General features: G+C 65.6%; 26 protein-coding genes. 14 read left to right on the plus strand and 12 right to left on the minus strand.

Annotation, left to right across the window (positions count from 1 at the left end; all coding sequences use genetic code 11):
- Nucleotides 1-457: 457 nt before the first annotated feature.
- Complete coding sequence (locus AC1DYN_RS15650; protein WP_477961086.1) at nt 458-2266, plus strand: hypothetical protein; 1809 nt, start codon at nt 458-460, stop codon at nt 2264-2266.
- 457 nt (nt 2267-2723) lie between these two features.
- On the opposite strand, the gene AC1DYN_RS15655 is transcribed toward AC1DYN_RS15650, so the two are convergent.
- The 12 genes from AC1DYN_RS15655 to AC1DYN_RS15710 all read right to left on the minus strand — a co-directional run bounded on the left by AC1DYN_RS15655 (nt 2724) and on the right by AC1DYN_RS15710 (nt 8110).
- Nucleotides 2724-3029 carry a HigA family addiction module antitoxin gene (locus AC1DYN_RS15655; RefSeq protein ID WP_477961088.1) on the minus strand — a complete coding sequence of 102 codons (306 nt, stop codon included), beginning with the start codon at nt 3027-3029 and terminating at the stop codon, nt 2724-2726.
- A 45-nt stretch (nt 3030-3074) separates the two neighbouring features.
- Nucleotides 3075-3344 (minus strand): type II toxin-antitoxin system RelE/ParE family toxin, encoded by a 270-nt coding sequence (locus tag AC1DYN_RS15660; RefSeq protein WP_477961090.1) that lies wholly within the window; start codon nt 3342-3344, stop codon nt 3075-3077.
- A gap of 9 nt (nt 3345-3353) precedes the next feature.
- Complete coding sequence (locus AC1DYN_RS15665) at nt 3354-3620, minus strand: hypothetical protein (protein ID WP_477961092.1); 267 nt, start codon at nt 3618-3620, stop codon at nt 3354-3356.
- A gap of 2 nt (nt 3621-3622) precedes the next feature.
- Nucleotides 3623-3862 carry a hypothetical protein gene (locus tag AC1DYN_RS15670; protein WP_477961094.1) on the minus strand — a complete coding sequence of 80 codons (240 nt, stop codon included), beginning with the start codon at nt 3860-3862 and terminating at the stop codon, nt 3623-3625.
- A complete protein-coding gene (locus tag AC1DYN_RS15675; RefSeq protein WP_477961095.1) occupies nt 3859-4449 on the minus strand; it encodes a hypothetical protein in 591 nt (196 codons plus the stop codon). Before AC1DYN_RS15675 ends, AC1DYN_RS15670 begins: the two co-directional genes overlap by 4 nt.
- 16 nt (nt 4450-4465) lie before the next feature.
- Complete coding sequence (locus AC1DYN_RS15680; RefSeq protein ID WP_477961096.1) at nt 4466-4858, minus strand: hypothetical protein; 393 nt, start codon at nt 4856-4858, stop codon at nt 4466-4468.
- Nucleotides 4855-5307 (minus strand): hypothetical protein, encoded by a 453-nt coding sequence (locus AC1DYN_RS15685; RefSeq protein ID WP_477961097.1) that lies wholly within the window; start codon nt 5305-5307, stop codon nt 4855-4857. The genes AC1DYN_RS15680 and AC1DYN_RS15685 overlap by 4 nt, the downstream gene beginning before the upstream one ends.
- Before the next feature lie 17 nt (nt 5308-5324).
- A complete protein-coding gene (locus AC1DYN_RS15690) occupies nt 5325-5543 on the minus strand; it encodes a hypothetical protein (protein WP_477961099.1) in 219 nt (72 codons plus the stop codon).
- Nucleotides 5540-6115 (minus strand): hypothetical protein, encoded by a 576-nt coding sequence (locus AC1DYN_RS15695; RefSeq protein ID WP_477961101.1) that lies wholly within the window; start codon nt 6113-6115, stop codon nt 5540-5542. The genes AC1DYN_RS15690 and AC1DYN_RS15695 overlap by 4 nt, the downstream gene beginning before the upstream one ends.
- On the minus strand, nt 6112-6468 hold the full coding sequence (locus AC1DYN_RS15700) for a beta barrel domain-containing protein (protein WP_477961103.1): 357 nt from the start codon (nt 6466-6468) through the stop codon (nt 6112-6114). Before AC1DYN_RS15700 ends, AC1DYN_RS15695 begins: the two co-directional genes overlap by 4 nt.
- Before the next feature lie 216 nt (nt 6469-6684).
- A complete protein-coding gene (locus AC1DYN_RS15705) occupies nt 6685-7020 on the minus strand; it encodes a hypothetical protein (RefSeq protein WP_477961105.1) in 336 nt (111 codons plus the stop codon).
- 88 nt (nt 7021-7108) lie between these two features.
- Nucleotides 7109-8110 (minus strand): hypothetical protein, encoded by a 1002-nt coding sequence (locus AC1DYN_RS15710; protein WP_477961107.1) that lies wholly within the window; start codon nt 8108-8110, stop codon nt 7109-7111.
- A gap of 223 nt (nt 8111-8333) precedes the next feature.
- Between AC1DYN_RS15710 and AC1DYN_RS15715 the strand changes: the two genes are divergently transcribed.
- Genes AC1DYN_RS15715 through AC1DYN_RS15775 form a run of 13 tightly spaced genes read left to right on the plus strand, consistent with a single transcriptional unit; the run spans nt 8334 to nt 19390 of the window.
- The gene (locus AC1DYN_RS15715) at nt 8334-8660 is read left to right on the plus strand and encodes a hypothetical protein (RefSeq protein ID WP_477961109.1); all 327 of its coding nucleotides are present in this window, start codon (nt 8334-8336) and stop codon (nt 8658-8660) included.
- A gap of 13 nt (nt 8661-8673) precedes the next feature.
- Complete coding sequence (locus AC1DYN_RS15720) at nt 8674-11232, plus strand: tail fiber domain-containing protein (protein ID WP_477961111.1); 2559 nt, start codon at nt 8674-8676, stop codon at nt 11230-11232.
- Nucleotides 11229-11780, plus strand: coding sequence for a hypothetical protein (locus AC1DYN_RS15725; RefSeq protein WP_477961113.1), 552 nt, complete (start codon nt 11229-11231; stop codon nt 11778-11780). The genes AC1DYN_RS15720 and AC1DYN_RS15725 overlap by 4 nt, the downstream gene beginning before the upstream one ends.
- Before the next feature lie 20 nt (nt 11781-11800).
- Complete coding sequence (locus tag AC1DYN_RS15730; protein ID WP_477961115.1) at nt 11801-12280, plus strand: hypothetical protein; 480 nt, start codon at nt 11801-11803, stop codon at nt 12278-12280.
- A 20-nt stretch (nt 12281-12300) separates the two neighbouring features.
- Nucleotides 12301-12564, plus strand: coding sequence for a hypothetical protein (locus AC1DYN_RS15735; protein WP_477961117.1), 264 nt, complete (start codon nt 12301-12303; stop codon nt 12562-12564).
- A 56-nt stretch (nt 12565-12620) separates the two neighbouring features.
- On the plus strand, nt 12621-14054 hold the full coding sequence (locus tag AC1DYN_RS15740) for a hypothetical protein (protein WP_477961119.1): 1434 nt from the start codon (nt 12621-12623) through the stop codon (nt 14052-14054).
- A gap of 26 nt (nt 14055-14080) precedes the next feature.
- Nucleotides 14081-14527: a phage tail fiber protein gene (locus AC1DYN_RS15745; protein WP_477961121.1), complete on the plus strand. Its 447-nt coding sequence runs from the start codon at nt 14081-14083 to the stop codon at nt 14525-14527.
- A 10-nt stretch (nt 14528-14537) separates the two neighbouring features.
- Nucleotides 14538-15506: a phage tail protein gene (locus AC1DYN_RS15750; RefSeq protein WP_477961123.1), complete on the plus strand. Its 969-nt coding sequence runs from the start codon at nt 14538-14540 to the stop codon at nt 15504-15506.
- 1 nt (nt 15507) lies between these two features.
- Entirely contained in the window at nt 15508-16116 is a 609-nt protein-coding gene (locus AC1DYN_RS15755; RefSeq protein ID WP_477961125.1) for a hypothetical protein, read from the plus strand.
- 3 nt (nt 16117-16119) lie between these two features.
- On the plus strand, nt 16120-17244 hold the full coding sequence (locus tag AC1DYN_RS15760; protein ID WP_477961127.1) for a hypothetical protein: 1125 nt from the start codon (nt 16120-16122) through the stop codon (nt 17242-17244).
- An 11-nt stretch (nt 17245-17255) separates the two neighbouring features.
- Nucleotides 17256-18113: a hypothetical protein gene (locus AC1DYN_RS15765; protein WP_477961129.1), complete on the plus strand. Its 858-nt coding sequence runs from the start codon at nt 17256-17258 to the stop codon at nt 18111-18113.
- 1 nt (nt 18114) lies between these two features.
- Nucleotides 18115-18921, plus strand: a complete 807-nt coding sequence (locus AC1DYN_RS15770) for a hypothetical protein (protein WP_477961130.1) — start codon at nt 18115-18117, stop codon at nt 18919-18921.
- Complete coding sequence (locus AC1DYN_RS15775) at nt 18911-19390, plus strand: hypothetical protein (RefSeq protein ID WP_477961132.1); 480 nt, start codon at nt 18911-18913, stop codon at nt 19388-19390. The genes AC1DYN_RS15770 and AC1DYN_RS15775 overlap by 11 nt, the downstream gene beginning before the upstream one ends.
- Nucleotides 19391-19431: the final 41 nt, after the last annotated feature.

Genomic DNA, 19431 nt, shown 5'->3' on the forward strand with positions numbered 1-19431 from the left:
GTCGAGGCTGGCCTCGAACTCAATTATTTGAGCCTTGAGGCGCTCGAATATTCCCTTTGACGTGTGCTCGTCCCGGGCATCCTGGATCGAGCGTGTCATCGCTTCCTGCCTCTTGTCGAAGTCCGCCATGATGTTCGGCATCTGAAAGCTCATGTTGTTCCCTGGTGGTGAGTTGCAGCCGCGATTCTGAACGTCGCGAACCGCGTCGCCAAGGGAGCGGTTGYTTTCCAGAAATCACGTGGGAACGTATCCCCCTTTTTGGGGATGCCAGATTTCATCGGCGTCAAATAAATGAAATATGAGGGATTTTTTGCTGGACGCTGTCGTCCGCCCTGTTGATATGCTATAGAAGGCAAGTATACGAAAAACCGATAGGAGATGACTTGATTTCACCGGCTTGCCGCACAAAATACACGCTGCTATCCTGACTTCCTCAAATGACTCTTAGGGAGAGAACATGAAAAGGCTTTTTGCCGCGAGCCTCGCGGCATTTTGTTGCATCGCCTATTCGGCGACGCCGGCGCTGCCAACTGCAACGCAGAACGTCAATGTGTGGACGGAAGGGGCGAAACCTCGTGAGGGGTTCGCGCGACTGAGAATCAATCTGTCAAGTGCTACGGCGAACGCAACCGAAGAGGTTCGCTTGGCGGGAGTGGCAGTCTGCTCGACGGATGTCTGCTATGAGGCGGCCGTTCCCAGTTCCTTGAAGATATTCAATACTGCGGCCGGTACCAGCGCACCGGTTGTGGAACTGGAGGTTCCATATCTGAAAATCAGCGGGGTGCGGTTCAAGACACTCAGCGGACCTGGCATCTTGCAAGGAAACGTCGTCCTTGCCACCCCCTTCAATCTCGAGGCTCCTTTCCGTGGTGCGGATCTGATGGTTCTCGTTCAAGGGCGGTCTAGTAATGGATCGGCTTCAACGTATGAGCCTGTCAATGTCGTCGCCAACTACCTCAAGCCCGAGGGAACTGCGATTTTCTACAACCCAAAATTTGCGAGTACGGTAAAATTGCCGTTGGGCGTGACGCTGACCATTCCGGCCGGTGCTTACGGAACGCCGCAGATTTTCATTGGGTCAGTGCACGATACCGGGGATGAATTACCGTTGCTGGATATATATCCGGCGCTCGATTTGCTCAAGCCCGCTACCGTGAGTATTGCACCAGCGGCGAGGGAACTGCGCGCGCAGAGCGCCAGCCAAGTGCCGGCGTCGCCACGACCAAAGGCGGCATCTCCCGATGGAACCTCCGCCGTTGAAGCGCAGGCGTCGCGTGCCGGAGCGACAACTACGTTCGACATCTCTTCCACCGGCGTGATCCGTAAGGGGTTTCAAGCACCTCGAGCGAAGGACCTGAAATCGGATGCGTCCGCAGGAGTTCAGCCGATGGCATCGGCAGCCGTATGCAATGAGGCAGGTTGGTGCAATTGCGCAGATGAACTCGCTTTCCCTACGAACCAACAGATTCTGGCGAACGCGGTGGTTCCGACGGGGACTGGCTATGTCGATTGGTGCACCACTATTCCGCCATACGTGCATATTACGATTTCGAATATGGCGGACTCGCGTGAACGCTTCACGATTCGGCACGAAAATTATTATATTAACAATGGCGTTAATGTAATGCCACTAAGGACGCTCCCGACTTGGTCTCCGAACACCCAGGCGATGATTAACGGGTTCACTTGGGCCGGCAGTAAAGGACTGTCGGATGCAGACTATGGCAGAGGGCTCGGATACGTCCATGATTTTGGGTTCGCCCTAGGCGATAACCTTCCGGGCGGGGCTATCTGTGCAGACGTGGTGAGCAGTGCCTTTCCGAATTGCGACGCGTTTAATGGCGATGGGAAAAAGAGGGTTTTCATGGTTGACGCGTCGGGACCTGGAAACTCGTTTCATGACGAAACCGTTCCGAAGATTATTACCAACACTGTTTCGTATGTCAGCTCGTCCACCTCCATCGAACGAGACTCTGTATGTACCACGGACGCCGATGTAAGTAGCTGGTCTGCAATTGGTGAGACCGTCACGGGTAAGTTGGTCATGATGTCGTCGGTGTCGGGTACCTCTACCACGGCTGTTGACCTTTGCCCGGTTTTCAAAGCCTTGGGAATTGTGAATGCGATTCGCACGGATGGTGCTACGGCAGCCTCCATGACGGTTGACGGAATTCATAAGAACCCGCTGACTGGAATGGATGCCTTTGCCTACGGTAGCGCCCGTCACGTTTTGTACGGCTTGAAAGTTTCTTACCCGGGCTGGTAACGAGCCGATTGGGCATACCCCAAAGGGTGAGGCTTCGCATTCGCAGCACTCTTGAGTGCCAAGTACGTTTAGGTGAAGCCAAATCGGTGGATCTGGAACTCTTGGCACTCTCTGGTTTTCTTGGCACAACGCTTGTTTGATGCACCGACCCATGATCAGGTTGTGCTCGGCCGGTACCGCTTCAAGAACAGCTCCGCTCAACCCACACTGCCCAAGAAGGAGTCCAAAGCCAAGAAGTTATCCACAACGTGAGCCAGCTTGGCTCGAAAACGGGTGGGTCAACATTGGATGGAAAACCCGGGTCAACTCTCCGTGGAACTCAACACTCCAGGATCATCGCCCGTAGCCTGGCGCGCGCGTCATCGCTGAGCTGGTCGCCCAGGTGCTCGAAGACGGCGGCCATCAAGAGGACTGGCCGGCCGAGCACCTGGTGGGAAGAGCTTGGCGGTGTCAGTGCTCATGCGGCCATGGGCATCGGGGCCACGTCCTTGACGATCTGCTTGCCGACAGTCTTCTCGGCGACGCGCAGGTCGTAGATGGCCTGGAGGTTCAGCCAGCCCTCGGCCTCGCTGCCGAACAGACGCTGCAGGCGCAGGGCGGTGTCGGCCGTCACGCCGCGCTCGGCCTTGACGATGCCGTTCACGCGCGAGGTGGGCACGCCCAGCAGCTTGGCCAGCGCGTTCTCGCTGAGCTTCAGGGGCTTCATGTAGTCCTCCAGCAGGATCTCGCCGGGGTGGACAGGGCGCATTCCGTTCTTGATCATTTCGCACTCCATTGCGTCAAGAAAAAAGGTTCCGGTCGGGCCGGGTCAGTGGGGGTCTTGGATCAGCACGTCATAGGGGCCGTTCGCGCCCCATTTGAAGGTCAGGCGCCACTGGTCGTTGATCCGAACGTGCCAAGCGCCGTCGTACTGCTTCAGGTCGTTGCCAGGCGGGGCCTTCATGAAGTTCACCGAGGGTGCCGCGTGCAACTGGGTCAGCTTGCGCTCGGCCACCTTCTTGATGTTGGCGAACTTGGCATTCTTGCCGGTCGTGAACAGCTCCTCTGTGTCGGGACAGGCGAATGATTGAATTGGCATGTTGGTATCCTATCCGTTATCCGGATAACGGTCAATTGTTGGATTGGAGTGGATGCGCTCGGCGGGCTGCGGCTGGGTTTCGTGTAGGTGCACGTCCCGCCGATGCGCCCAGGTGGCGCGCCGCCTCGAGCCGCCGGTTTCGAGCTGGAGGTAGTCGCCGCTGGAGTGCACCGCGACGACCTTGCCGTACCAGAAGGGGCTGTACTGGCCGGGCCGCTGGTTGAACTTGCCGAAGAGGCCCACGGCCTGGAGCGCGTACGCGCGTTCGGTTGGCATGGTCAGCGGCGGCGCCCGTGGGACGCGCGCTCGCGTTTCCACTGCGCGCCGCGCGGCGCCGGCGGCTCGGCGCAGACCTGCGGCTGCGCATCGGGGGGTGTCAGCAGCTCGTCGAGCGTGCGGCGCGCGAACGCGTCGTCGTCGACGATCAGGATGCGCATCTCGGGCGGCAGCTTTCGGTGTGCGGCAATCCAGGCGTCTGCGAGCGCCTGGGTGACGTAGACGATGGCTGTCCTGTTCATGCCGGGTCACCTCGGCCTGCCGCTGGCTCCGAGGGGCCGCTGAGCGCGGAGGCCGCCGGCGGGGCGGGGTGCGGCGGAATCCAGCGGTCAACCGAGCCTGAACGCATCGCGGCACGGTCGCTGTACAGGCGCCAGCCGCAGACGCGACAGGTTCGCTCATCGCCGAACACCACGCCGAATCCAGGCATGCCGAGGTCTTCGTCCAGTACGGGCTTGGAGTTGCCAAGCTCGCACGCGACGGCGCACCTTGCCGCCTGACCCGGCTCCGATGTCGGCCCTGATGGGAGGGTGGCCTTGTCGGCCAGGGGTGCTTCTCCGCAGTGCTCGGCCAGGCGCGCGCGGCCGGCGTCGGTGATCGTGGCCTTGCGCTCGTACATGCGAGCCGAGGGATCGTCCTTCACCAGGCCGGCCTCGCGCAGCGGTGCGATCAGCTTGCCCGCCATGCGCGCGGCGCCCTGCTCAGTCCATGCGAGGTCGCCGTTGCGCCCGCGCGGGACAAGCTCGTGCACCAGGCCCTTGATGCTGTAGCCGTTGCGCCGCTCGGCCAGGAAGCGCAGGACCGACAGGCGCAACGGGGTCATGTTCATGGCGCTCTTCGCGGTATCAGCCATTGGACTGCTCCATCTCCGCCAGCGCCGCACGCGCGACCGCCAGCGTGTCGTCGGCGGCGGTCTTCTGCCCCTCAAGAATGCGAATCTGACGCACCTTGCGCGCGACCAGCCGCTCCAGGGCTTCCCGCTTCGTGCGGCTCAGCCCCTTGGCGCCGTCCGCCAGGGCGAAGCGCGGGCGAATGTGGCTCCACTCGATGCACGAGAACCAGGCGCCGCAGGCTGTCGCCTTCGTGCATCGCCAGGTCGTCCAGCTCAGCGCCATGCTCTGGTAGCTCTCGCTGCCGTCGTCGATCCAATCCCCCTCGACGCGGTGCCATACGTCGCCGACGACCACGGCGGCCGCCTTGACCGCAGCGGCGGCGGCCCTCTTCTGGTCTGCGCTCACAGCGGCGTCTCCTTGTTCTGCTGGGCGGCCAGGGCTGCCTCCATTGCCTTGATCACCCAGTCGTGTGGAATCCACTTCTCGCCGCGAGCGCCGCGCGTGTAGTCGTGCCGCTGAGGATCGCGGGCGGCACAGTCCTTGGCGATGGCGATCAGGTGCGCGCGGGTGAGGTGCCCGTTGGCGCCGGCTGCCGGCACTAGCATCCACCCTTCGGGCTTGCGCACGTACTGGATGCGGCCGGCCTTGCGCAGGGCCTGTAGGCGGCGGTCGACCATGCGCACCGCCGTCCGCTCCTGCCAGGCCGGGCGGCTGATGTTCTCGGCGTCGGCCGCCTTCTGCGCCTCCTCTGCGACGGTGCCCGCGAACATGGTGGTGAAGCTGAGCGGCCCGTTGCTCGTGGCGATGGCGATCACGATCGCGGCATCCAGGGTGGTGAAGTCGTACTTGCTCATTGGCGTCTTGTCGTTGGTCATGGAAGGCATCGGTCCGATCCGAAGCAGTAGGCGTAGTCGGGGTCATGCTCAGCGGCGGTGCCGAAAATCTCGAACTCGCGCTCGCAGCTCCGGCAGTTGGCGAGCAGGCGGCCACGCCTCTCGGTCAGGCCGAGGTTGGTGAGGTCGTCTTCGCGGCGCTGACGCCGTGACAAGTGGGCGAAGGCGGCGCGCTTGCTGCGTTGGCGGTCGCTCATCCGCGTCCCTTCAGCGTGAATTCGTTGAGCTGGTTGACCGTGATGCCGCCGGCGGCGAGCTGCGCGATCATGTTGGTGCCGTCCTGCTTGCCGTCTTCGTGCGCGAACTGCAGGCCCGCGTGCACGGTGGTCAGTAGGCCGTCGAGCTGGGCGGCGATGTCGGCGCGCAGCATGCGCGAGCACTCCCGGCCAAGATGCCCGCTGCTGCCGGACGGGTTGGGGTTGCTGAAGATGGGCGTGGCGTTGTAGTTCACGTCCTTGCCGACGTTCGGGGAGCTGACGGCCAGTGCCAGCTTCCACAGCGCGGTCTGGATCGGGTGGGAGCCGAATCCCTCGCTCCTGTCGTGGGGCAGGTAGGGTAGCCAGTGCGGCTGGGTCGGCAGGTAGAACTCGCCGATCTCGTCGCCGCGAGCGGCCTGTTCCTTGGCGGCGCGCTGAGCCAGGTCGAGCGTGTTACGGCAGTTGTCGCAGACGCCGGCCTTGGGGCGGCCCCGCCACTCACTGGGCACCAGGCCGCAGCCATGGCAAGGATCGAGCGTGCGGCCGGCGGGTGCGCGTCGGTTCGCGCTCATGCGTCGCTCGCCTTCGTCAAGGCGCACATCTGGCGAAGGGTCTCCAGCGGCAGCAGGCGGGCGTTCTTCAGGTGCAGGTCGAGACTGGTGGTCAGGCGCTTCGCAAGCTGTTGCGCCTCTCGGCGGTCAAGGTCTTCCGGCTCGACCTGCTCCAGGGTGCGACGGTTGTACGGCTGTCCGCCGTGCTCTTCGCCGTCGGAGCGGCGAAAGCGGAAGGCGTTGTTGATGATGATCTGGGTGGGCGTCAGGCGCTCGACCTTGCAGATCGTGCGGCTGCGACTGGTCTTCACCAAGACCTCGTTGCCTGGCTTGAGGTGGGCCAGCCAGACGGCCCTTTCATTGCTGATGATCATGGGTGGGTGCGCATGGCTGCGCTGATTTGCGGGACGTGGGCGGCCCTGACGGGCCATGTGCGCAAAGCCGGCACCGATGCCGGGTTGGGTTCTGACGCGACTGTAACTCGTGTTCTCATGCATGACAACAGATGTTGCTGTGACGTTCGCAAGAACGCGATGCGACCTTCCGGCCGCCTCGGGTTCAGCCTGTCTTGCCGTCCTCGGGGGCGCCGCTCAGCGAGTGCCTGGAGCTACTTCGAGGTACAGGTTGCCGTCGACGATCGACTCAGCCAGCACCACGGCCATGCGGCTCATGCCGAAGCCAGTGCTGAGCGTGAAGGGCGGCAGCTTCCGGCCGGAGCTGTGCACGCTGCCGTGCGCCTCGACCAGGTAGCAGCGCGCCGGCGTGGCGCGGCAGTGGATCGTCACGTCCTGGCCGCCCTCACCGGGCTTGGCCAAGTAGCGCGCGACTGGCACGTACTCGCCGGGTGCGAAAGTCGCGGGGCCGCACCAGTTCTCCCTGAATGGCGCCTTGTCGGGTCGGCGCACGATGTATTGCGAGCGGGTCATCCAAATTCCTGTACTGAATCGGGGCGTGCCTCCGGCCCCTCATTTGTGGTTTGCCCCTCCAGGTTACGACGGAGGGGCGTTCTCGCGCTCACGATCCCGTCTTGAAGCGCTTTGCATAGGCGGCTTCGGGCGTGGACTTCCCATCGACGTAGAGCAACGCGGGGAACTGGTGGTACACCTTGCGGCTTACAGGAGCCCACTTGGAAACGACCTGTTGCCGCAAAAGAACGTTGCAACCGTCCTTCTCGCCGGACACGACGACGTAGCCGCAGTCATCCTTGATCAGCTTGGCCGAGGTCAGCTCGCCCAGCTTGAGGTTCGTCTTGAAGAACCACTGCATGGCGACCTCTTCGCCGTACTTCGTTGCCAGGCGTAGCAGCTTGGGCTCGTCGAGGCGGTATCCCCGGACGATGTCGCCCCGGATGCGGACGCCGCGCACGGGCACGTTCACGATCGTGCTGTGCCGCCCGATGACGTTGGTGACGATGGCCTGCTCGTCCTGCTGCGCCTTCGTGAGGCGGTGCTCGTTGGGGTACAGGGTCGCGGGGATGACGCCGTCGGCGGCGGCGAACTTCGACGTGAAGCGCTTGAAGACCTGGCGGATGTGGTTCTCGTAGGAGGCGGCCAGCGCCGGCGCTTGCGTCATGAACTGCGCGCGCAGTTCGGGGTTGAAGCTCTCGCTGCGGTGCGGGATGCGAACCTTCGTGCCGTCGGCGTTGCGGGGCGCCAGGTTGAGCGGCGCCGCCTTGATCTCCGCGTAGAGGGCGACCAGGCGCTCAATCGTGGGCAGGTGCTCGGCCGCGTCAGGCAGGCCGGCGCGCACCAGATCCGCGTGCTTGGGGCGCCACTGGTGCGGGCCGTGGGGCATGTCGCAGTAAACGGCGTCTTGAGCCTCGGTGCGCTCCTCGTGCGGAATGGCCAGGAACACGCCGTGGATCATGTCGCGGGCCATGTCGAAGGCGCGGCTGGCGTGCTCCTTGGCGTACTTCTGGTCGGCCTTCGTCGTGAAGCCTGCGGCCAGCAGGTAGCGGGCAGACTCCTCGCTCTTGGCGAGGCGGGCGGCGTTCTTGGCGATGCGGTCGTCGTGCATGTCCTGGCGTCCTGTTTAAGTAACATGTGTTATTGTGCATTGTTGCAAATGTTAGCGTCAAGCGCTATTTTGGAAATTGGGCCGGCGTCGTGTCGCCCTCGGGCGCGACCATGTCGGCAACATGGCAGCCTCCCGCATCACGTCCCGCGACATCGCGGCGATGACCTCACACTGGCTCGGTACTCCGCCAAACGGATACCTGGGCTCCAGCTATGGGGCGGACGTGAAGTCGCTGCTCCAGACGCCGATGGCTGCCGGGCTGGCCGACGGCTTGATCGCCAAGTGCCGCCAGGACGTGCCCATCCTGCTGTCGGCGCCGCCGGACATGGTCAACGTCTACGCCTACGACGCGGAGCTGGATCGCAAGGTCATCAAGTTCGAGATCGCCGGCGAGCTGCTGGACGTGGACGGCGTGCAGTCGTGGGACAACGCCGATAGCGCCGCGATCACGCTGCCCAACACGTCCCTGCTCGATGAGGTGAGCGAGCCGGCGGCCAACCTGCTGCACCACACCGAGCACGTCAGCCTGCCGTCGCAAGGCTACTGGTGATCCGAGAAGAGACATGACGACCCAATCCACGAACGCGAAGATCGCCCAGTTCACGACCGACCTCGACTTGGCGCACCAGATCGTCCACGGCGGCCCTGAGACGGTCGTCCAGACTGAAGGCGGCCAAGTGCGCAGCTTGTCCAACGTGATCCACCAGCTCGACGCGGCAGTCAACGACGCCGCCGAGTCGGTGATCGGCCTGGTGCTCTCGGCGCGCGACCAGGCAGTGAACTCGTCGGTTCAGGCCCAGGCGCAGGCCACCACGGCCACGACGGCCGCCAACACTGCGACGGCGAAGTCTGGTGACGCGACGACGAGCGCGACGAAGGCGGCAGCGAGCCAAACCTCGGCCGCGACCAGCGCCACGAACGCAGCCGCCAGCGCGACGACGGCGGACACACGTGCCACGGCGGCGGCGACCAGTGCAAGCGGTGYGGCCACCAGCGCGGGCTCTGCGCAGTCCTCCAAGGCGGCGGCGGCGACCAGCGAGACGAATGCGGGGGCGAGCGCCGCTGCGGCCGCAGCAAGCGCTACGGCCGCAGCCGGCAGCGCTTCGACCGCCAACACGAGCAAGGACACGGCGGTGGCGAACGCCGCCTCGGCGGCCAACTCGGCAACGACGGCGACGGGTGCGGCCACGATCGCCTCGAACGCAGCCACCTCGGCGCAGGGTAGTGCCGACGTGGCGCTGGCCAGCAAGACCGCTGCCGAGACCGCGTCCTCGCAGGCGCAGTCGAGCGCTGCCGTGGCCGTCAACGGCGCCAGCACTACGGCCACGAGCACGACTTCGCTTGCGATCGGCGCCGGCGCCAAGTCCCTCACGCTGGCGCAGGCCGGCAAGGCGTTCACCGTGGGTCAGTGGGTCTACCTGGCGGACTCGGCGGTGCCGAACTCCAGGTGGATGCACGGCACCATCACGGCCTACAACGGCGTGACGGGAGCGATGACCGTCAGCGTCTCGCGCTTCGCGGGCACGGGCAGCTTCGCGGCCTGGCTCGTCATGCCGGCCACGCCGTCCTACGAGACGATCACCAGCGACGCGGCCGGCAATGTCAACATCGCCGGCAGCCTGACGATCGGCGGCAAGCAGGCTTGGCACTCGGGCAACCTAGCGGACCTGGGCCAGCTTGCCAACGGGCCGGGCTACATCACCTCCGCGGGCTCGATCACTGGCAACGCTGCGACGGCGACGAGCGCCGCGAAGCTGGGCGGCATCCCCGCCAGCAGCTACGCGCTCTTGGACGGGCCCGTGTTCACGAGCGACGTGGGCCTCGCGCCAGGCGACGGCAGGGGCCTGAACTTCTGGGGGAGCACCTCGTACTCCATCTCGATGGGGAGCGCGGTCGAGTTCCACTACGGCCCCGTCATCGACTACTCGATCAAGACGAGCATGGATGCCTCGCCGGGGCGCGGTTTCACCTGGGGCGGCCGGGGCAGCGCACCGATTGCGGCGCTGTCGAACACGGGCAGCATGCAGATCGCCGGCGTCATGGGTGCGATGGCGGGCTTCCAGAACCCGTCCTACGTAGTTAACGCGCGCAACCGAATCTGGAGCTTTGGCAACGCCGACGACTACGGGCTCTCGTACTTCCAGGGGACTGCGGGCTGGAGCGGCCGTGACAGTATCGGCCTGCACCTCGGTTCGACATCGGCTGGTGCATCGTTCAACTTCACCAACAACGGCAAGCTCGTCTTCCCGCCGAACACAACATGGGGCGCCCAGCTGATCGTTGGCGGCGACTCCGTCAGCGGTATCGGCCGCACCGGCACCATCGCCTCGGTGGTGACCTCTAACGGCAACCTGCACCTGGACTCCGGCAGCGACAAGGCCATCTACCTGAACTTCTACAGCGGCACCGCTGGCGTGAACTTCGGGAACGGCTCGTCCGGCACGGTCGCCTCCATCGACGCTGTCGGCAACGCTGGATTCAACGGCTACGTCACGGGCAACCGCCTGTTCTCGGGCTATGACTCGGGCGTTGCGCAGTCGATGTCGTGCAGCAACTGGTTCCGAACCACGAGCAACACGGGCATCTACTTCGCGGACTTCGGCCTCGGCCTGTACGCGGCGCAGGGCGAGTACGGCTCCGTCGGCACGTATGGAGGCAAGAACACCTGGGGTGGCTACTCGATCAACGGGGGCGTCGTGTTCATGCACAGCAACTCGTCCTCGGGGACGTGGGGCATCTACAACGACTACATCAACAACTGGATTCTCAACGGCGACATGAACGGCAACGTGACCTTCACCGGCAACGTCACCGCCTACTCAGACGAACGGCTGAAAATGGACTGGCGGGACCTGCCCGATGACTTCATCGAGCGGGTCGCTGGTATGCGGATGGGCACCTATGCGCGCACCGACATCGGTGGACGGCACGCGGGCGCTTCCGCCCAGGAATGGCAATGTCTGCTGCCCGAGGTGGTGCAGGAGGCGCAGCGAGGCGCCGAGGAGGACGATGGCACCTACCTGACGCTGGCCTACGGCAACGCCGGCCTGGTCACCAGTATGGCCCTGGCCAGGCGGGTCATCGCACTTGAGGCTCGCCTGAACAAGCTGGGGGTCGCGTGACCATCAGGGGCGCCGGCGCGATCTCGATCCAGGACATCGCCAACGAACTCGGGATCAGCGCCTCGGGGTTGAGCTTGGCCGACTCCAGGTGTCGCGCCCTCGCGGGCGTGCAAGCCGGGCCCATCTCGCTCAGCGACTTCTACGGGAAGTCGGCGGCGTCGCCCGTGCCGAGCTGGAGCATCCGCTTAGAAAACATCTCGTCCATCAAGGGCATCCGCAGCGCAACACTCGACATCAACGGAACCGGCAGCGTGGGTACCCGAGGGGGTAGCGCGCAGACCTCGAACTGGTATCTCCCGAACGTCACAGGCATTGGCGCTGCGTACTACGTGAAATTCGTCTCCTCGGGCCAGGGAAATTTCTCCGGTACCGCTCGCAACACGATTGTGAACATCGGAAGCGGGGGCGTTGCAATCACCGTAGCCAGCGGCAGCACCACTGCAGAAGCCATAGGACAGATCACCGTCTCGATCTACAGGGACGCGGCGGGCACCCAGCTCGTATCGACGGGCGGCGTCCCCTACGACGTGGGCTGGGCAGGTAACTAAGTCAACACCAAGGAATCCTCATGAAAAGCTACCGAGCGACCAAGAGTGCGGGCAGCACCTTTCATCGCCAGAACCATGTGGTCATCGACACCCGCGACGGCGTCGCGCCCGCCGTTTGCTTCCACGAAGAGGAGGTGATCGTGGCCGGCGGCCGGCAGGTCGTGGTAACGCAAGGGCCGAAGGCCTTCCGCGTTGATTTCCAGCCGGAGAAGGTGATCAACATCGTCGACAAGGCGGGCAAGCCGTTGGGCCGCTCGTGCACGCACGATGACTTCCTCTTGATCCTCAACTCGCTCTACTTGCAGGAGGCGACCGAACGCGACGTGCGCGACACGCGCCAGGTGCAAGAGGCCGAGGCGCAGGCCGCCGCGCTGACTGCCGCCGCCGAGGCTGCCGCGACGGCTGCGGGCGAGGCCACGCCCCAGGTTGCCGCCGAGTCAGCGTTGGCCGCCGTGCAGGCATCGCCGGCCGCCGACGCTGCGCCCGCAAATCCCGATTGATCCATACCAGAGACTTCCCTATGACGCCCCAGAACCAACCTATTCAAGAACCCACCGTCACCCTGGAGCTGCCGCTGAGCGCGGTTGGCGTGGTGATGGCGGGGCTGAACGAGCTGCCGCGCAAGTTCTCGCACGTCTGGTGCGACGAGATCGACCGCCAGGTGCAGTTCCAACTCGCCGCCGCGCAGGCCAAGCAGGAGCGGGGTGCGCTCTCTGCCCCAGGCACTCCTCTCGCGCGCGATGCGGGCGGTGTCGGCCCCTTGGCCGACAGCAAACCCACCTGAGCCCAAAGCGGAAATCCAGCCGCAGCCGCTGACCTCCTGCGCCCGATAGTGGGCGCATGAGCCTGAGCAAGGAGCAGTTCCTCGACGCCGCGATCAATGCTGCCAGCGCGTATCCCAACGTGCGGCAGTACATCGCTGCGCGCGATCCGCGCGTGCTCGCTCAGCTCGAGGCCCAGGCCGCGATGTTGGCCATGCTGTCCTCGCAGCTCGACGTGGCCAAGTTCGAGCCCTTCGTGAAGTCGCGGGATGCGACGGTGCTGGCTGACGCTGCCCTCAAGGGCATCCTGCCGTTGGGGCGCGCGTGCCGCCTCACCCTGCGCATGGAGAACACCGGCGACTCGGCCGTGCCGTTCGGCGCTCAGCGCCACCTGATCGACGCCAAGGGGCGGCTCTACGAGCTGGACTCCTCGGTGACAGTGCCACCCGGCGGCGTCGCGACGGTGACGGCAACGCAGATTCGGCGACGCTCGGTAACGAGCGTCGTCACCGCGCCGGTGGACTTCTACAGCCTGCCGGTCGCCCTGTCGGCCGACGATATTTACCTGAACACGCTCGTCGTGAGCAAGGGCGGCCAGGAGTTCACCTACGCCCCCGACTACTTCAACGTGGCGCCGGGCCAGTTGTCCTACCAGGTGGAAGTCGACGAGCTGCGCCGCATGTTCGTGCGCTTCGGCAAGTCCACGGTCATCGGCTACGGCGTGGCGCAGGGCGACTCGTTCACCCTGGACATCACCGAGTGCAACGGCCGCATCGCCGACCTCGTGCCAGGCGGCCAGTTCACGCTGGAGTACATCTACGCGGCGGCCGAGGCCTCGCTGAAGATCACACTGAGTTCGGTGCAGGACGAGGGCGCCGCTCCGGCGGAGATGAGCGAGCTGCGAGTCATGGCCAGCTACCCGGCGATCTACGACCACAACGCGGTCTACCTGTCCGAGTTCGCCTTCCTCCTCCGGCGCTACCTCACGGGCATCCGCTTCCTGTCTGTTTGGAACGAGCAGATCGAGGAGGCGGTGCGCGGCGCGAACGTGACCAACATCAACACCTTGTTCGTCTCGGGCTTGGTCTCGGGCATGAGCGACGTGGTGTTTCGCGACTTCGCCGCCAAGCGCATCAAACGCGCCGACAACAGCTACCGGATCAAGTTCGTTGCGGCCGTGCCCGTGGAAGTGCCCGTGGTGATCGTCGCGTCGGTGGCCATCTCGTGGGATCGCTCGGTCGTCGAATCGCAAATTCGCGCGCTGATCCTGGAGCGCCTGGGCGATGGCTCCGTGCTCGTGTCCGAGGGCATGACGCAGCCCACCAAGCGCGCGCTGATCAACCGCCTGCTGCGCGACAACATCGACGCGCTGCGCGACGAGAAGGCCGAGTTCGATGTGCGGATCACCTTGCCCGCTACCCCGCTGCCGGAGAACTTCTTGTTCGTCTCTCCGGCCAGCCTGACCGTGAATGTGAGCAGCGCCGACTACGGCGTGAGCCTCTGGAATTACTGACCCTGGCTTAAAAAATAGGAGCCCTCGTGTTCAACAACGTCTTCGCCAACGACCTTCTCAAGCTGATCCTCCAGGGCGTGCCCATCGCCAACATGGCGGACAACGCCGCCGCCTCGCCGCTGGATCAACTGGTGATCACGCTGCACTCGGCCGACCCGGGTCCGGACGGCACCCAGCAGACGAGCGAGATCGTCTACACCGGCATGGCGCGGATCAAGGTGCCGCGCCTGCCTGTCAACTGGACGATCGCAGGCAACGTCGCGCGGCCGGCCGCGCGCCTGGAGTTCCCGGAGATGACCGGCGGCACCGAGACGCTGGCGCTCTGGATGAGCATCGGCACAGCGGTGACCGGCCCGGGCAAGATTCTGCTGCGCGGCCGCCTGAGTCCGGACATCCAGTGCCGCCTGGGCGTCATCCCCGCAATCAAGGCCGACAGCACGATCACCTTCTCGACGGTCACCCCGACGGCATAGCGCTCCGGCCATGGCACACATCACCGAGAACCTGATCGTCGAAGTCTGTATGGTCGCGCTGGCGCCGTCGGATCAGGTGCCGCTGCAGGGCGCGCTGCCGGGCTATCGGGCGTTCGCGTCCAAGTGCGGTGATGGCGACACGCTGCACTACCTGATCCGCTCGGTCGATGTCGTCGGCCGCCCCACCGGTGACTGGGAGACCGGGCGCGGAACGATCGTGGTCAACGGCCCGACCATGTTCCTGCGCCGGGACACCGTCACCGGCTCCAGCGACGGCGACCTGCCCGTCATGTTCGCCGCTGGCACGAAGTACGTCTCGCTGTCCGATGCGGCGCCGAACTGCGACCTGGTGCGCTTCGACCTGCAGAGTGCGCTCGGCCTGGACTTCGTGGGCATGGTCGGCCTGTTTCCGGTGAACGTGTTGCGCCCGGGCTGGCTGAAGGCCAACGGCGCGGCCGTCTCAAGAACGACCTACGCGCGCCTCTTCGCCTACTACGGCACCAAGTACGGCACTGGCGACGGAGCGACGACGTTCAACCTGCCCGACTATCGCGGCGAGTTCCCGCGCTTCTTCGACGACGGGCGGGGCCTGGACAGCAACCGCTCGATCACGGCGGTACAGGCCGGCGGCATCGCGGCGCACACCCACCAGCTGACCGACACGGGGCACGCACACGGCGTCGTTGACGCGGGCCACTCTCATGCGGCGCAGGTCGACGCGCAGGGCAAGCACCAGCACAGCATCGCCCTGCGCGGTCAGGGCTCGGGCGCAGGCGGCCTGGTCGATGCGCCGGTCGGCGGCTTCGACGGGTACGGCAGTACGGAGGACTCGCCTGCCCACACGCACAACGTGTCCATCTCCAGCAACAACACGGGCGTTTCGATCCGCGTCGCGGGCACCGGCATCGTCGTGCAGTCCACCGGCATCGCCGAGACCCGGCCGCGCAACGTCGCACTGGCTCCTTTCATCCGGTACTGACATGAAGATCGTTCACGCTTTCAACCGCGAGACCCGCCGCTACCTCGGCCCGCTGACGCTCGATGCGAGCGACCAGTCGCCGCTTGAGCCGGGCGTCTGGCACATCCCGGGCAACTGCCTGGAGGCCGCGCCCCCGGCGGCCGAGCCCGGCACCCACGTGATCGCCGACGGCGTGCGCTGGGTGCTGGTGTGCGACCCTGAGCCAGCAGCCGAGGAGGTCGCGCCGCCGCAGGCCCGCGAAGAGCGCGCGCTCGACGACCGGCTGGCCGAGCTGGTTGCTGGCGTGCAGGAGTTCATGGAGGGCGCCGCCGTGGCGAACGGATACGACTCCCTGGCGTCGGCGATCAGCTACGCCGACGAGATCGCTGTGCCGAAGTTCGGCGCGGAGGGCAGGGCGTTCCGCGCCTGGCGTTCCAAGGTCTGGGCCGCCTACTTCGATGCGGCCGCCACCTGGCGCCTGTCGGCTGACGTGCCGAAGCTGGACGACCTGCTGGTCTCGCTGCCCCAGCTGGATCTCGGAGCCGAAGATGCCTGGGCGTGCGCCATGCAAGGCTCCCTCGACGCCATGGCGGCCGCCGGCGCGGCGCAGTCGCTCGCGACGAAGGCGTAATCCATGGCTGGCTCGACCTACGGCGACTCGCCCTATGGCGGCGACCTTCCTCCATGGAGGGGGATCGTCGAGGCCGCCACGGACGCAGGGGCGGCCGCTGACAGCGCGAGCGGCGGCCACAGCGAGGCGCAGGGCGCTTCGGCGGTCGAGCCGGCGAGCGACCTCGATGTGAACGCCGTGGTCCTGGGCGTCGGAACGACGGGCGCGCAGGGGGAATCCGGCATCGAGGCGCGCGGCGTCGTCGTCGTCGAGTCTGGCGCGGATGCACAGCCCGAGGCGGTGGTGGTCAGCTCCACCGCCGTGGTTGTCGAGGCCGGGGCATGCGTTGTGCAGGATGGCGACCTGTCCCTGGTCTCGCTGACTGTCGGCGCGGCCCAGTCGAACGGTGCGGCAGGCATGGCCGGCACCGGCGACCTGGCGATGCACGCGTCGTCTATCGCCGCGACCACCTTCGAAGCCGAGGGCGAGACCGACCACGAGACCGTCACCGCGACGAACGAGCTGCCCACGCTGTTCGACCCGCAGCCGCCGGCCTTGGCGCCCCTGGTGGCCAGCCACGCTGCCGATGACCTGGAGGCCGAGCTGAAGGAGGTATTCCTCGACCTCTTCGAGTCCGAGATCCGCCCGGACGAACGCTATGTGAACGTCCTGGGCGTGCCGCACCTGGGCATCCGCGAGCTCGTCGAGCAGTCCCTTGCCTCCGACGGCCTGTCGATCTATCGCGGCGCGACCAACGCGTCCAACGCCGGCGCGTACCTGCTGAGGAGCTGGCGCAGCGGCAACCCCAAGCGCGGGCTGCACCTCCTGAAGGTCTACCTCCAGCTCATGTGGCCCAACGTGTGGTCCGCCAAGCAAATGTGGCAGGACAAGGCGCGCCCGTACCCGACCGCGCTGAGCGCCGAAGACGGCGGCAACCACTACCTCACCAGCCGCGTGAATGTCACGCTGCCCGCGCGTACGACCACCGGCGGCGACGTGAGCGCGATCTCCGCCGGCCTGCGCGCGTCGCTGCCGGCCCGAATGGTGATGAACCTGGCGATCACGTCCGAGGAGGAGTTCTCCATGGGCATCGCCAACGCCTACTACGTGGGCCTCGTGGCGCAGAGCTACGAAGGCACATTCTCATAACCGGAGTCAGCATGCTCAAGACCAAGATGATCACCTACAACGTCCACGATCGAGGCCGCAAGGCGCTCGGCGTGGATCGCCTGTTTGACACCGTGGCGCTGGCCAAGCTGATCAACGGGCCCGCCGTGCAGGAGCGCGTCAAACTCGGCGACCTCAAGGGCTACTACGGGCACCTCCCGCGCCAGATTTTCGGCATGGCAACGCGCGAGGTCGGCTTCCTCGACGGCCAGGCCGTGGCGATGCCGATCGCGCTGCGCACGACGTATCTCAGCGCAGACGACCAGGGCAACATCACTCACCAGGCCGAGTTCCTGGACACCGTCTGGGGCAAAGAGGCGGCAGCCAACTACGAGTCCCAGAGCGGCGGCTTCAGCAGTGCGATCGACGTGGCGTCGCGCGGGAGCCCGTCCATCCCGACGGACTTTCATGGCTTTGACTACGTGCTGGAGCCCAACTACACGACCAATCGTGGACACCGCGCCATGCTCGACGCTGTCGCTGCCGGCGGTGTGCAGACCGACGATCTGGTGGCGCTTCTCGACGCTGCGATGGCCGACTCGGCCGCCATGCTGACGAACAAGAACGCGCTGTTCGACAGCCTGGCGGCGCAGCACCGGATGGCCCTGGACGCACTGGAGCGCGTGTCGCGGGAGAACGACTTGCTCATCAGCCGGCTGGCCAGCGAAGCGATGCTCGACGACGTACGCGGCGAGGAGAGGGCCGCGCCCGCGCGGGGCGGTGCGACGGCGGACGACTTCGCGCGCTTTCGCAACATGCCGCTGGTCGAGCTGCAGAAGCTCGACGACGGACGCTCGGGCGGGCCTGTGCCGGGCGACGCCTACCTCCGCCACTACGGCATGAAGGGCTGAGATGTCGAACTTCACCGACCCGATCAAGGCCGCCTTCGGCGCTTACCTGGCCGGCTTCCACGCGCAGTTGATGGGTGACACGCGGGGCGTGCGCGAGTTCGCCGCGCGCGACTTCTCCAAGTCCGTCGTCCTGGCGCCTGGCCGCATGATCGATGCAGCGGAGGATCTGCTGGCCACCTGGCGCAAGAACGACACCTCGCAAGGCGCGCAGCCCACGCCGTACCTTCCCATCATCATTGTGGCCATGGCCAAGGACTACGTCGCGACCGGGCCGGAGTACGGTCGCACGGGCGCGGAGCCCGTCGATGTCACGATCCCCGGCGACCCGAAGAGGCGCGTGTTCAAGATGCAGGCTGTCACGGCCGACATCCGCACCCAGTTGCTGATCGCGGCTGCCGACGAGCCGACGGCGCGCAGCATCGCGCTCCAGTTCCACGCATACACCAACCAGATCGGAAACCGGCGCTTCGCTGCGACGTACAGGCTTGCTGGCTTTGACGAGAAGTGGCCGGTCGTGTTCGAGCAGCCTGACGTGATGGCACCGTCGATGGCGACGGACCAGAAGAATCTGACCATCTTGGTGTGCGACCTCACCATGCGCCCGACGGTGCCGCTGTTGCGCGCGCCCAGGGCGAGCGAGGCCAACGACGGGCAGGGCGCCGGCGCGAACCAGGATGACCCGTTCGGCGATCGCTACGATCCGAGCGGCTACCTGGTCGTCACTCAGGCGTTGGGCGCGAGCTTCCCGCCGATGCTCGGCGCACCGTCCATGGGCGACTGGGACGCGGAGGTGATCAATGGCGGCTGACGGCGACGGCAAGAGCAAGCGCGTCAAGATGAGGATCAACTGCTCCGGCTACCAGGGTGAGGCGGTCAGCGTCTTCGGCATGTTCGACATGGAAACGGACGTGCTGCTGATCGGCCAGAGGGCCAAGAAGTACGACACCGAGCCGCGCGACGGATTCCTTCGGATCACCACGCAAGATCGCGACCCGACGCACGACGGGGTGTTCCTCGAGGAGCAGACGCGCGATGCGATCGTGGCCTTCTTCGAGCTGGAGGCCATGAACCTGATCCAGTTCGGCGAGGGGCTGTCGAGCCTCGACCCCAAGAACAAGATCGAGCGCGACGGCATGGACACTGGCGGCATGAAGTACCGGATCGCGCCGGACATCAGCAATGGGCAGGTTGCGGTGCTGATCGCGGCGCACACCGCCGTAGGGCAGCGCGCCGTCGGGCGGGCGGGCGAGTTCTTCGGCGACTTGATGACGATTTAGAGCGCGCGAGCGCCGACGGGAAAAGCGGCCCCGGGCTGGCG

The sequence above is a fragment of the Rhizobacter sp. P2_D12 genome (assembly GCF_056404395.1).